At 60.2% G+C, this 13,099-nt stretch carries 12 protein-coding genes; 10 read left to right on the top strand and 2 right to left on the bottom strand.

Translation table 11 applies throughout. The features are described from left to right. Positions 1-96 precede the first annotated feature (96 nt). The 6 genes from pyrH to NW860_RS00155 all read left to right on the top strand — a co-directional run bounded on the left by pyrH (position 97) and on the right by NW860_RS00155 (position 5,517). Positions 97-846 carry a UMP kinase gene (gene pyrH / locus NW860_RS00180; RefSeq protein WP_414396578.1) on the top strand — a complete coding sequence of 250 codons (750 nt, stop codon included), beginning with the start codon at positions 97-99 and terminating at the stop codon, positions 844-846. A gap of 87 nt (positions 847-933) precedes the next feature. Then, the gene (gene mltG / locus NW860_RS00175; protein ID WP_414511865.1) at positions 934-2,082 is read left to right on the top strand and encodes an endolytic transglycosylase MltG; all 1,149 of its coding nucleotides are present in this window, start codon (positions 934-936) and stop codon (positions 2,080-2,082) included. Between the two features lie 2 nt (positions 2,083-2,084). Then, positions 2,085-2,555, top strand: coding sequence for a YqeG family HAD IIIA-type phosphatase (locus NW860_RS00170; RefSeq protein WP_414396583.1), 471 nt, complete (start codon positions 2,085-2,087; stop codon positions 2,553-2,555). 186 nt (positions 2,556-2,741) lie between these two features. Then, a complete protein-coding gene (locus NW860_RS00165; protein WP_414411828.1) occupies positions 2,742-3,239 on the top strand; it encodes a thermonuclease family protein in 498 nt (165 codons plus the stop codon). A gap of 109 nt (positions 3,240-3,348) precedes the next feature. Further along, positions 3,349-4,299: a LysR substrate-binding domain-containing protein gene (locus tag NW860_RS00160; RefSeq protein ID WP_414396588.1), complete on the top strand. Its 951-nt coding sequence runs from the start codon at positions 3,349-3,351 to the stop codon at positions 4,297-4,299. Between the two features lie 420 nt (positions 4,300-4,719). Further along, positions 4,720-5,517, top strand: a complete 798-nt coding sequence (locus NW860_RS00155; protein ID WP_414511864.1) for an ABC transporter permease — start codon at positions 4,720-4,722, stop codon at positions 5,515-5,517. A gap of 11 nt (positions 5,518-5,528) precedes the next feature. Here the strand turns inward: NW860_RS00155 and NW860_RS00150 are convergent, their stop codons facing one another. Together NW860_RS00150 and NW860_RS00145 are read right to left on the bottom strand one after the other, a co-directional pair. Continuing rightward, positions 5,529-6,296 (bottom strand): MlaE family lipid ABC transporter permease subunit, encoded by a 768-nt coding sequence (locus NW860_RS00150; protein WP_414396594.1) that lies wholly within the window; start codon positions 6,294-6,296, stop codon positions 5,529-5,531. A gap of 17 nt (positions 6,297-6,313) precedes the next feature. Further along, positions 6,314-6,817: a TIGR02652 family protein gene (locus tag NW860_RS00145; RefSeq protein ID WP_414396595.1), complete on the bottom strand. Its 504-nt coding sequence runs from the start codon at positions 6,815-6,817 to the stop codon at positions 6,314-6,316. Positions 6,818-7,118: 301 nt separating this feature from the next. Between NW860_RS00145 and rimP the strand changes: the two genes are divergently transcribed. From rimP to NW860_RS00125, 4 genes are all read left to right on the top strand, one after another. Then, positions 7,119-7,592 carry a ribosome maturation factor RimP gene (gene rimP / locus NW860_RS00140; RefSeq protein WP_414396598.1) on the top strand — a complete coding sequence of 158 codons (474 nt, stop codon included), beginning with the start codon at positions 7,119-7,121 and terminating at the stop codon, positions 7,590-7,592. A gap of 61 nt (positions 7,593-7,653) precedes the next feature. After that, positions 7,654-9,021 carry a transcription termination factor NusA gene (gene nusA / locus NW860_RS00135; protein ID WP_414396601.1) on the top strand — a complete coding sequence of 456 codons (1,368 nt, stop codon included), beginning with the start codon at positions 7,654-7,656 and terminating at the stop codon, positions 9,019-9,021. A 63-nt stretch (positions 9,022-9,084) separates the two neighbouring features. Beyond that, complete coding sequence (locus NW860_RS00130; RefSeq protein WP_414396604.1) at positions 9,085-9,732, top strand: flavin prenyltransferase UbiX; 648 nt, start codon at positions 9,085-9,087, stop codon at positions 9,730-9,732. A 117-nt stretch (positions 9,733-9,849) separates the two neighbouring features. Continuing rightward, entirely contained in the window at positions 9,850-10,878 is a 1,029-nt protein-coding gene (locus NW860_RS00125) for a LysR substrate-binding domain-containing protein (protein WP_414409856.1), read from the top strand. Positions 10,879-13,099 lie beyond the last annotated feature (2,221 nt).

Raw genomic sequence — 13,099 nt, 5'->3', positions numbered from 1 at the left:
TTGGAACGGCCCTGTCCTCTAGGGCTGGATCCCTGGCGGGGAGCTCGCCCCTAAACCTGCTATTGTATTGCAGGGGTGGGCTGGAGCGGAGGAGTTATGAAATACCGACGGATTCTCCTGAAGCTAAGTGGCGAAGCCCTGATGGGGGATCGTTCCTACGGGATCGACCCCAAGGTTTTGAGTTTCATTGCCAACGAGGTAGCCACGGTGGTGCAAGCCGGGGTACAGGTGGCCATTGTGGTGGGAGGGGGCAACATCTGGCGTGGGCGCCAAGAGGCGGCTGCGCAGGGAATGGATCAGGCCTCTGCTGATTACGTGGGCATGTTGGCCACCGTCATCAACGCCTTGGCCTTGCAGGATGCTATTGAGCGGGCCGGGATCCCGACGCGCGTGCAGACGGCCATTGCCATGCAGGAGGTGGCAGAGCCTTACATTCGTCGCCGCGCCATTCGTCACCTGGAAAAAGGGCGGGTGGTGATCTTCGGGGCGGGTTCCGGCAACCCCTTCTTCACCACTGACACCACGGCAGCCCTGCGAGCAGCGGAGATCGACGCCGAAGTCATTTTCAAGGCCACCAAGGTGGACGGGGTTTACGATGCCGATCCCAAAACTCACCCCCAGGCCCGCCGCTACGATGTCCTCAGCTACCAGGATGTGCTGACCCGCGATCTGCGGGTGATGGATAGTACGGCCATTGCCCTCTGCAAGGAAAACCAACTCCCCATCGTCGTCTTTGACTTGACTACCCCTGGCAACATTTATCGGGCTGTGCAGGGGGAGCCCATCGGCACCTGGATTGGCCAAAGGAGTTCGGGGAGCAACGGGATCGACAAGCCTTCTCCCTAGGGCTTGCTCAGGGGAGGATATGATGATTTTGCTGCCGACAACCAAGGCAGGCTGGGGCAGGGTTTCCGCCATGGAAAGAGGAAGGCGATGACGGCTCAGGGGCCCAGGGATCCCCTCTCGTCCAAGCGCTCTGCAAAGCAAAGCGCTGAGGCACCCCTGGCTGCTGTGCAGCGCCTCCGCAAGCGTGGGAGCCAGCGTTTTTGGCAGAGCTTGATTTTTCTGCTGGTTCTATCAGGAGGATTGGGCTACTGGCGATGGCAGACCTGGCTTCAGCCAGTGGGGGGTTCAGAGCCAATCCAAGTAACGATTCAGCCGGGCAGCAGCAGCCGCCAGATTGGGAGACAACTCCAGCAAGCAGGGGTGATCCGCTCGGCGCTGGCCTGGGAGCTGTGGAGCCGCACCTTGGGGCGCAACTGGCTATTTCAGGCGGGCACCTACGCTCTGGATCCCAACCAAGACATGCTGGCAGTGGCCCAGCAACTGCGACAGGGCCGCATTCTGCAGCGGCGGCTCACCATCCCGGAGGGCTGGCGGATTCAACAGATCGCGGAGGCTTTGGCCGAGCGCAATTGGATCCCAGCCGAGGTCTTCATCGCCACGGCTCGTGTGATCCCTCCTCTCGATTGGCTGCCTCCCAACCTCAGCTCCCTAGAAGGCTACCTCTTCCCCGACACCTATTTCTTCCCTGCCGAGCAGCTGGAGGGATCCCTGCCGGATCGCCAGAAGGCTGAGCTAGTCATCAACGCTATGCTGCAGCGCTTTGCCGAGGTGGCCCTGCCCCTGTTTCGGCAGCATGCCACCCCTCTCTCGCTGCACGAGTGGGTCACCCTGGCCAGCATCGTGGAGCGGGAGGCTGCAGTGCCAGAAGAGCGGGCCCTGATTGCAGGCGTCTTTTTGAACCGCCTCAAAGTAGGAATGCCGCTGGCTGCCGACCCGACCGTAGAATACGCCCTCAACATCCAGCCAACCCCAGCCCGCCGTCTCACCCTTGCCGAGGTGCGCACCCCCTCTCCCTACAACACCTACCTCAACCCCGGCCTGCCTCCTGGCCCCATTGCCAACCCTGGCCTGGCCAGCCTGAGAGCTGTTTTAGAGCCTGAGGAGACCGACTACCTCTACTTTGTGGCCCGCTACGATGGCACCCACGTTTTCAGCAGAACCCTAGCAGAGCACGAGGCGGCCCAACGGCAAATTCTTAGCCAACCCCAGCAACCTCCTTCGCCAACAAGTCCCTAGCGATGGTTCGCAAGCCTTGGTTTAAGCTCCTGCAGCCGGATGTGATCGTGGATGGCACTGTCTTGCAGCTGCAGACAGAGGAGCTGCGGGCCTGGCAGGTAAGGGGCATCATCTTTGACGTAGACGACACGCTGGTGCCGAGCCGGCAGACGGAGGTGGATCCAGCAGTAGCGGCTTGGCTAGAGCAGTTGCGCCCCCACTTTCAGATTTGGCTAGTGAGCAACAACCTCAACCGCAACCGGATTCGGCAAATTGGTGAGCGTTTGAACCTACCTTTCATTCACGGGGCTGGCAAACCCTCGCGGCGCGCCCTGCGACAGGCTGTGGCGCACATGGGCTTGCCGGTCGAGGCAGTGGCCATAGTAGGCGATCGCCGGTGGACGGATATTCTGGCGGGCAACCGGCTGGGCTTGGTGACCGTCTTGGTCAACGGGGTCGGCCCAGGGAAACGGCAGCAAATTCTGCCAAGCTGACCCCTTGGCCCAAGTTTTTTGTAAAGTGACGAGGTAGCCGGATCCCCCCTTGCGGCCCAGTAGAAACCCCTCCCCCTCGTCAAATCTGCCCTGGAACAGGTAATGCCCATGCTGCAAAAAGCCCTGCGCTCAGTTTCCCAACGCTTAATACCCCATGGACGAAGTTGGTCGAGGAGCCTGCTGGCCGTGCCCTTGCTCGTTGCCGCTTCTCCTGCCTGGGGCCTGACCCCAGTGGCCCGTCCCGATCTCGCCAAGCTCAAACGGGCAGAAGTCATTGGGGTAGTTGACTCCAGCACCCTGGTTGTGCAAATTGAAGGGGACTTACAGGCGCGGCTGGTGCACCTGATTGGGGTCGATCCCTTGCCAGGGGGGATCAACCCTACTTGGACAGAGCTGCGGCGGCAAACCCCTCTGCCTATCTACGCTGCCGGCCAATACCTAAAAACGACTTTGCTGGGGCGCGAGGTGCTCTTAGAGCTGGATCCGGCCCTTGCTCCTGGGCCAACCCTGCCCGCCTACGTCTGGCAGGCCCACACCCTCATCAACCAGGAGGTGCTGTTTTTGGGGCATGGCCTGCTAGCAAGGCAAACGGATGGCCTCAAGTACGGACTTATCCTCAAGGAAGCTGCCAATGCTGCAAAGCAGCAGGGCCGAGGCTATTGGGCCCCCTACAGCCCCCGCTAGGGCTTCTGATTACTTTGCCTTATTGGTCGCATTATAGTGGTATCTCGAGGGGGCTCTTGGCGCCGCCAGCCAGCTCCTTGAGGATCCACACCGGCAGTTGGAGTTCTCTATGGCCGATGGATTGCCGTTTACCCTAGATCAGCTCCTCATCGTCCAAGCCATTGCCCAGGAGGGAAGTTTTCGTCGGGCCGCTGACAGTCTATTCATCTCCCAGCCGGCAGTTAGCTTGCAAGTGCAGAACCTGGAGCGCCAGTTGGGGGTAGTGCTGTTTGACCGGAGCGGGCGCAAGGTGGAGCTGACGGATGCAGGGCAAGTGTTGCTTCAGTACAGCGAGCGCATCCTCAAGCTTTGCCGGGAGGCCGTTCAGGCCCTGGCCGAGGTGCGGGAGATGGGAAGGGGACAGTTGGTCTTGGGGGCTAGCCAAACAGTAGGCACCTATGTGATGCCTTTTTTAATTGCCCAGTACCACCGCTACTACCCCGGCATAGCTGTGCAGCTCTTGGTGCAATCCACTCGGCGAATTGCTCAAAAGCTGGTTGACGGTCGCTTAGACCTGGCCGTAGTTGGGGGAGAGATCCCGTTTGAACTGCAGCGGCATCTGAAGGTAATTGCTGTGGCAGAGGATGAGTATGTCTTGGTTGGCGCCCCCGGCTGCACCCCTGCTGCTCCTGCTCTAGGCGATTTGGTGACGCTGCCTTTTATTACCCTGGATCCCCAATCCTCCACGCGGCAGACTATCGACCGAGCCCTGAGTCGCCACGGCATTAACCCTGCGCAGTTGCAGGTGCGGCTGGAGCTCAGTTCCATTGAGGCTATCAAAAATGCCATCCAGGCCGGCCTAGGGGTGGCTTTTCTGTCAATGGCGGCCGTGGGATCTGACTTGGAGCAGGGGCGGCTGCAAAAGCTGGAGGTGGAAGGGCTGCAGATACGGCGCACCCTTTGGCTAGCCTACAACCCCGAGCGCTACCAGTCGCAAGCGGCCACCCGCTTTCGCGAGGGTTTGCTGGGCTACCAGGACTGGCTAAAAACGCCTCCGCGCCACCTGCAGTTGCTGGCTTGAGCTGCAAAAGCAGGAGCTGTTGGAACGACTGCGGCTCTGAAAGTACTTGCCTTGCGAAGGGGACCAGAGGCCTTTGACCGCCTACCACCCCGCCAGAGGGATCCCCACCCCAGGCGTCACTTCCCCAGAGCAAACTAGTGAGGAGAGCCCACCCTGGTAGTTGCCGCCAAGCGAGACGACACCCTTCCCTCTTGGCATTGCCAGACCTAGGCAGAGGCAATCCCTGGCGCGCAGCTTCAGATCTTGCCAGGGGCCTACCTGCAGAGCAAGTCCTACCTTTCGGCGAGAGCTTCTGAGTACCACCCCTCCCCCGAGACAGCTATAGGCAGGGCCCGGTTTGCCAAAGGGGAGATGTCTATAAACTTAAGGGGTAGGTGGATTCTGGCAAGGCAGGAGTCTGACGGCAGGGAGGGCAGATTGGTGAGAAGACCCATCTGGCTACGGGGCGTGAGCTATGCCATCTATGGCTTTCTCTACCTGCCGATTTTGCTCATTGCCGTCTATTCCTTCAACCGCGCCCGCTTTGGCCTGGTGTGGACCGGCTTTACTTTCGACTGGTACCTGGCTCTCTTTCGCAATGCCGCAGTTTGGCAGGCAACGCAAAATACCTTTGTCTTAGCAGGGGCCAGCACCCTGGCTAGCACGCTGCTGGGATCCCTATTAGGCTACGGCCTCTACCGCTACCATTTCCCCGCCAAAAAGATGGTGCAGGGTCTGCTGCTTTTGCCAGTGGCCCTCCCCGATATCGTGATGGCCGTCGGCCTGCTGCTGTTTTACCAGCTGGTGCGCGCCTATACCGGCTGGTTTGAGCTGGGCTTGGGAACGATGATCTTGGCCCACGTCACCTTCCAGATTGCCTTTGTGGCCCTTGTTGTGCGCAGCCGCCTCCAGCTTTTGGATCCTGCCTTGGAAGAAGCTGCCTACGACCTCTATGCCAACACCTGGCAGAAGCTGCGCCACGTCACGCTGCCGCTTGCCCTGCCAGGGATCCTGGCTGCTGCTCTGCTGGCTTTTACCCTTTCGATAGATGACTTTGTGATCTCTTTTTTCACCAGTGGCCCCGAGAGCCAGACCCTGCCCATTTTGATCTACAGCATGGCGCGGCGAGGAGTGACGCCGGAGATCAACGCCCTCTCCACCGTGATCATCTTGGCAACCTTGGTGGCAGTGATGGGACTTCCCCTGCTCCGCCGCTCGCGCCAGCAACAATGCCGCTAGAGAGAGAGGGGCTACAGCGCGCGGCTAAGAGCGCTACCTAGCCCCTGGAAGGCGAGCCAAGAAATCAGAAAGTTGGTTACAAACACGCCCAGCAACGCTGTTACAACTGCATCCGTGGTGGAGCGCCCCACCCCCTTGGCCCCCCCACTCGTGGAAAGGCCCCAGCTGGAGCCAACGATGGCAATGAGAGCGCCAAACACCATCGCCTTCAAGCAACAGACGATTAAATCCCAAGCGGTGAGGAGAGTCTGCGCTGAGGTAAGAAAGACAGAAGAAGAAATGTTGTAAACCGAAGCGCAGATAATCATTCCCCCAACTAGCCCCGTCAGCAGGGAGAGGATGGTGAGCACCGGCAGCATGAGCCCCGCCGCCAACACCCGTGGGATCACCAAGTAGTCCACCGGATCGGTGCGCAACAGGTAAAGGGCGTCGATCTGCTCAGTGACCTTCATCGTGCCTAGCTCTGCGGCAAAGGCGGATCCCACGCGTCCGGCTAGGATTACCGCTGTTACCACTGGCGTCAGCTCGCGGGCAAGCGCAATGGCCAAAACCCCCCCAACTAGAGAAGAGGCCCCAAAGTTGAGGAATTCTCGAGCTACCTGGATGGTGAAAACGCCGCTAATCACCACCGCCGTAATCAAAACAATCAGCAGCGAGTCCAACCCCACCGCTGCCAGTTGCTCCAGGGTGTTGCGGCGGTGGATACGGCCCTGCAGGAGGTGTAGGATCACCTGACCAGCCAGCAGAAAACTGCTGCCAAGCCGCTGGAACCAATTCATGGGCCCCGCGCTACGCCTCAGTCACAGAGCTGCAGCTGCCGCACAACCGGATCTGGCTCGCAGATGAGCTCAAAGTTAATCACTCGCCAGCGCTGGGGGGATCCGCCCGCACCTTCGGGGAGCTGAGAGCTGAAGCTGACCGGCAAACCGTAGAGGCGGGGGGGGCCAGGGCGACGCGAGGATCCCTGGTCTAGGTAGGGGGTGAGCAAGGGGCGATAGCGCTCGGCAATGATAATCTGGGTGGCCCGCATCCCCTGCAGGCGCAGGCGATCCAGCTCCTCGTGGATCTCAAAGCGGATCCCATCGGGGTGGGTGTGTTGGCGATACCAGCGGCCTTCCCAGAGACGCCAGCGGCGCCCCGACTGCAGGTGAACCAGCTCCTCCTGCTCGGGATCCGCCTCAAAGGCGCCGTGACGAGGGCAAAGATAGGTATCGGTCAGGGTGAGGGCTGCAATGGTCTGCCGACAGTGGGGGCAGGGAATGCTGGGGCCGAAAATGGGATAGGAAAAGGCAACGGTCATAGGAAACCCCTGCGTGCCTGGGCAAATCGGCGGCTGTCCACAATTATAGAGGTTGCCTTTTGCGGATCTGGCCTCAGGGATCCCTCTGGCAAAATCCGCCGGAATCCTCTAGAATTGATGTAGGGAAAAGCCTGGGCGATCTCCCTTGAGGCTGCAGGTGGATCCCGCAGAGCCTCCGCGATAAGAAGGGGGAGTGGGTAACGCCCACTTTTTTGCTTTTTCAGAGGGAAGATGCCCCTGCTGCCAGCTCTGGCTCCATGGGCTGGGCTCTGGCTATTCCACCGAGTTGGCGATATTGGCTATGGTTCACCCCCTTATCCCCCAGCTGGAGAGCTTGGCCCGTCCTGTGGCTGCTCGGCTGGGGTACCAACTGGTTCAAATAGCCTTCCACACCAACCAGTATCCGCCGGTGCTGCGGGTAGATATCCGCCCCTTGGATCCAGAGCGGGAAACCAGCCATGCCGACTGCGAAGCCATGAGCCAAGCCCTGGAAGTAGAGCTGGATCGGGTGGATCTCATCCCTGGGCACTATGTTCTGGAGGTCTCTAGCCCCGGCATCAGCAACCTTCTCATCAGCGACCGTGACTTCACCGTCTTTAAAGGGTTTGCAGTGGAGGTGACGGTGGATCCCCCCTACAAGGGCAAAGCCGTCTGGTCAGGGCATCTATTGGGTCGCGATGAGGAGAAAGTTATCCTCTCCCTCAAAGGGCGGCGCGTTCAGTTGCCCCGCGCCTCAGTGCAGCGGGTTGTCCTTTCCGAGGCCGAAGCCGAGTAGCTGTAGCCCCTGCTTTTCCCCTTTAGGATTCCAGTTGCCAGTTTCCTCAGGAGGATAGGCTATGGCAATGGTACCTCTGCCAGGTTTGGCAGAAATGGTGGAGATGATCTCGCGGGAGCGCAACTTGCCCCGCCATGTGGTTACTGAAGCCTTGCGAGAGGCGCTGCTCAAAGGCTACGAGCGCTACCGCAAAACCATCCAGCGAGACGTCGTTTTCCCAGAAGACCACTTCCGCAACTTTGAGGTGGAACTGGATGTGGAGGCAGGGGGCTTCCGCATTCTAGCCACCAAAACCATCGTTGAGCAGGTACGGGACCCGGATCACGAGATCTCGCTGTACGAGGTTCAGCAGGATTACCCCGAAGCCGAAGTTGGCTGGGAAGTCACCAACGACGTCACCCCCCAACAGGCGGAGTTTGGCCGCATGGCAGCTATCCAAACCAAGCAGGTGCTGGCCCAGAGGTTGCGCGACCAGCAGCGCCGCCTCATCCAGGAGGAGTTTCGCGACCTGGAAAAGACCGTGTTGCAGGCACGGGTGCTGCGCACGGAGGGGCAGACCGTGATCATGGCCGTATCCAGCGGTTTCGGGCGGCCCGAGGTGGAGGCTGCGCTGCCCAAGGAGGAGCAGCTGGCCAGCGACCGCTACGTCCCCAACGCGGTGATGAAGGTCTACCTCAAAAAAGTCCACGAGGGATCCCGGCGGGGGCCCCAGCTTTTGGTTTCCCGGGCTGATGCTGGCCTAGTGGTCAACCTATTTGCCAATGAGGTGCCGGAGATTGAAGAGGACATCGTGCGCATCGTGGCTGTGGCCCGAGAAGCCAACCCACCTTCCCGCAACGTGGGACCGCGCACCAAGATTGCCGTCGATACCCTAGAGCGGGATGTGGATCCAGTGGGGGCCTGCATTGGGGCAAAGGGATCCCGCATCCAGGCCGTAGTGGCGGAGCTGCGCAACGAGAAAATTGACGTTATTCGCTGGTCGCCGGATCCGGCCACCTACATTGCCAACGCCCTCAGCCCAGCTAAGGTGGTGGAGGTGCGGCTGGTGGATCCAGAGATCCAACAAGCCCATGTCCTGGTTACCAGTGACCAACTTAGTCTAGCCATTGGCAAAGAGGGGCAAAATGTCCGTCTAGCTGCCCGCCTTACTGGCTGGAAAATCGACATCAAAGAAGTGGAGAGCTACCGAGCGGCGCTCGAGGAGGCGCAGGCCCAAGGACTGCCCTATCCCTTCATCACGCCAGCTGCCTTAGAACGCTTCCGGCGGCGGGAAAAGCAGGCTGCTCTGCAACTGGAAGAGGAGTACCCGGAGAAGCTCCGCCTGGAGGAGGAGCTGGAAGCAGACGAGAGGCTGGAGGAAGAATGGGTTGAGGAAGAGGAGGACTTCGACTACGATGCCGAGTTTGACATTGCTCAGCCCAAGGCCTAGAGCGGTGGGTCTGGCCAGTCGATAAATTAGATAGAAGCGATAGAAGCCTCTCCTCACTTACCCTTGAACTCCTCCCCACCAATCATCCTGGGCATATCGGGCGCCTCCGGGATGCTTTATGCCGTGCGCGCCCTGCACGTTCTGCTTAGCCTGGATTACCGCGTCGAAGTCGTGGTCTCTAAAGCGGCCTACCAAGTGTGGCAGGGGGAGCAGGGAGTGCCCTTGCCGGCGGATCCCCAGCAGCAGGCCCAGTTTTGGCGACAGCAGGCTGAGAGCGAGGGCGGATCCCTAGTCTGTTACCGCTGGCAAGATCTAGGGGCGGCCATTGCCAGCGGCTCCTACCGCACCCAGGGGATGTTGGTGATCCCTTGCAGTATGGGCACGGTGGCCAAGCTGGCTGCCGGCTTGAGTTCGGATCTGCTAGAGCGGGCTGCCGATGTGCAGCTCAAGGAAGGCCGCCGCCTGGTCATCGTGCCCCGGGAAACCCCCTTTAGCCTCATTCACCTACGCAACCTGACCACCTTGGCAGAGGCAGGGGCGCGCATTGTCCCCGCCATTCCGGCCTGGTACCACCAACCCCGCACCATCCTAGATTTAGTGGATTTTGTGGTGGTGAAGGCCTTGGATCAGTTTGGCATCGACAGCCACCTCATCCAGCGCTGGCAAGGGATGCGTCAGCGCCAGATCCTCAAGTTGTCCTCTGAGGAGTAAACCCCGTACTCCCGGCCGCGTTTTTTGGCGGTTGGTTTTCTTTCCCTGGGCTGGCCCCGTGGAGACATAGATCCTGGTTTATGATTCAAGAGCAAGTCATTGCACCTTCTGATTAACATGAAGACGCTCACGCTGCACCAGTTACAAATCTTCGAGGTTGCCGCCCGTCACCTCAGCTTTACCCGCGCTGCTGAGGAGTTGTACTTGACCCAGCCTACGATTTCGATGCAGATCAAGCAGCTCAGCAAAGCCGTGGGTCTGCCCCTGTTTGAGCAGGTCGGCAAGCGGCTCTACCTTACAGAAGCCGGCCAGGCTCTTTACCAGACTTGCCAGAAAATCTTTGAGCAGTTGAATCAACTGGAGATGACCCTCGCTGACCTGAAGGGACTAAAACAGGGACGGCTGAGCATTGGGGTCGTCACCACTGCCAAGTACTTTATTCCCCGCCTGCTGGGGGCGTTTTGTCAGCAGTATCCCGGTATCGACGTGTCCCTGAAGGTGCTAAACCGGCAGCAAGTTCTGGAGCGGCTGAGTAACAACATGGACGACCTCTACGTGATGGGGATGCCGCCAGAGGATCTGGATGTGGTAGCCCAGCCTTTCCTGGAAAATCCCTTGGTGGTGATGGCCCCCATTCACCATCCTTTGGTAGGCCAAAAGCAGATCCCCTTGGCCCGCATTGCCCAAGAGCCCTTCTTGGCCCGCGAGCCCGGTTCTGGCACCCGCATGGCGGTGGAGCGGCTCTTTGACAAGCACAACTTAAAGCTCAACATTCGCATGGAGATAGGCAGCAGCGAAGCCATTCGCCAGGGTATTATCGGTGGGCTGGGCATTTCGGTTTTGTCCCAGCATGTGTTGGCTCTAGGGGGGTGGCAACAGCATTTGGCCATCTTGGATGTGGAGGAGTTTCCCATCCAGGGGTTTTGGTATCTGGTCTATTTGCGCTCCAAGCGCCTTTCGCTTGTGGCTAAGGCTTTTGCTGATTTCCTGCTATCTCAGGTTTCTCAGATGGAGCTGGACTTTCTTGCAAAAGAGCAGCACAGATCCCCTCTAAATTCCAACCCAGATCAGCTTTCTGGCAGAGAGGATGAAAAGCATTTACCAGCTCTTGCCGCAGCCCCTGGAGGCCCTGGAAATCACGGGTAAAAAAGACCCGTAAAAACGCCAAGTAGGCCCGTGCCCAGTTGTCTTCAGGATTCAACTTGACAATTTGTTCAAAATGCTGCTGGGCTGCTTGCGGCCGCAATAGAGCCACCTCCAGCAACGCCAGCTCGTAGTGGCTTTGGATCTGCTTTTCCCGCTGGCCCTGGGCGGCTGCCCAGTGTTGTTCTCCCTCTAGCAGTTGGCGGATCAAAGCTCGGTCCGGATCGGTGAGAAAAGTTGGATATTGCAACGTTGTCCAAGCGTTGAGGTAAAGGGAGAGGGCCTCGAGATCTCCCTGCACAGCCGCCTTGGCCGCCTGTCGTAGGAGAAGGAGGGGATCTCCTGGGGAAATAGGGGATCCCCCTTTCCCGCCGCGGGATCCCTTCCAGGGCTGACTGAAAGACCGGCGCCTTCCTTGGGGGGATTGCCACTCCAGGTGGAGGATTCCTTCTTTTGTTGCTAGCTCTGGCCAGGCCAAGATCTCCTCCACCTGCCAACTACCGGGGGCGTAGAGCAGCAGGCGGTTTTGGCCAACCACCCAGGCCCGCTTGGCCAAGACCTGCCCCTGGGGATCTTCCAGTCGCGCCCAGACGAGGGTTCGGGCCAAGTCCTGGGCTGGCCCCTGCCACTGCAGCCGCCAGGCTTGGGTTCCTCCTTTGAGCTGCAGCAGCTCCACCTCCTCCGCCGGAGCGGGCAACTCTTGCAGCACAACCCTGGGCTTTGTGGGGAAGTAGGTGTAAAGCCGGCCCACCGCTGGCAGATCGAACTGCTGCCGCTGCCAGTCAGGACTCTTGTCTAGGAGTTGCCGGATTTGCTCCTTGGCTGGACCGTAGGGGCCGACAATTCCCTGCTCCCCTGGCGCGTCCACAAACCCATCCAAGAGCGCCAGCTCCACCTCCGGCCAGGGAGTTTGCCCGGCACTGCGGAAGGTAATTGGCCAGCGCTGCAAAGCTGCCAGGTAGCTGAGCGTCTCAGACGAAATCAACTCGGTGTTGGGGAGGACGCCTAGGGTGGTGGTCAAGCCTGGCTGCACCAGGGATCCAATCCATCTCGTCAGCTCCTGCTGGGGGTGCTGCCCATGCCAGTGCATTTGGATCCCTTTCCAGAGAGGAGCTACGCCGGGAGTGAGGGGCTGCCCCAGGTTAGGGAGGGCCAGGGATCCCAGAGCTAGGCTTATGCCAACTCCCTGGCGCAGCGCCTTTTGCCCCCAGCGTCCCCCCAGCCAGCGCCAGACTTTGTCCAGCCCACCCGCCGAGAGAAGGGCCAGCAGGGGCAACAGCGGCAGCGTAAAGCGCACATCCTTGATGGCCACCAGGGTGTAGAGCAAGTAGCCCGAGCCGTAGAGGCCCCAGAGGAGAGCCTCCCGCCGGCTTGGGGATCCCCAGAGCGAAAGCAGCGGCAAGGGGCATAGCCAAGGGCTCGTTTGCAGGGGCAAAAAGCGCAAATAGGCCGTCCACCAGCACAGGGATCCCGCTGGGCAGGTGATGTAGTAGTGGGCGGTGTCGGCATAGGCCCAGCCGTTGCTGAGTACAAACAGCCAGTTGGCTCCATACCAGGGCCAGCACAAGAGCAGCATGACCCCCATCCCCAGGGCCAGGTGGGCCAGCCGCACCAGCCAAGGGATCCTCACCCCCAGCAGAACAGCCAGCAGGGGCGGCAGCAAAAACAGCACTCCTGTCCACTTGGTCAGCAGCACCGCCGCCACCCCTGCCCCCACCCCCACCGCCCCCCACCAGGAGGGATCCTCCCCATAGGCCCAGAGCGCCCAAAAAGCCAACGTCACCGCCACCACCAGCGGCAGCTCCAACATGTACACATGGGCCAGGGCCGCGATCCCTGGGTAAAGCACCAGCAGCGCTGCTGCTAGCCAGCCCACTGCTTGGGAGTGGTAAATCCGCTGGCCCAGCCGCTGGGTTACCAGGGTCAGGATCCCCAACAACGCCAGATTGAGCAACTGCCCGTCTGCTCGGCTAAAGGGGTGCAGAGCTGCCAACGGGATCCCCAGCCAATAGGCCAAAGGTGGGTAGCGCTGGTTCAAGTGCAAAAACTGCTGCCACCACAGCCCTTCCCAGCGAAACCGCCGCAGGTGCTCCCCAAATGCCTGCGCCTGCAACAGGTGCTGCGCCTCATCCCAGGCCGGTGGCAGGGGATCGCTCCAGTTCCAAACCAGCAGCAGCAACAGCGCCGCCATCCCCAGTCCGGCCCAGGCCTTGAGCAAAGGGAT

The organism is Synechococcus sp. F70.1, from assembly GCF_047502745.1.
GTDB lineage: Bacteria > Cyanobacteriota > Cyanobacteriia > Thermostichales > Thermostichaceae > Thermostichus.
This window is presented reverse-complemented; position numbering and strand designations above follow the sequence as displayed.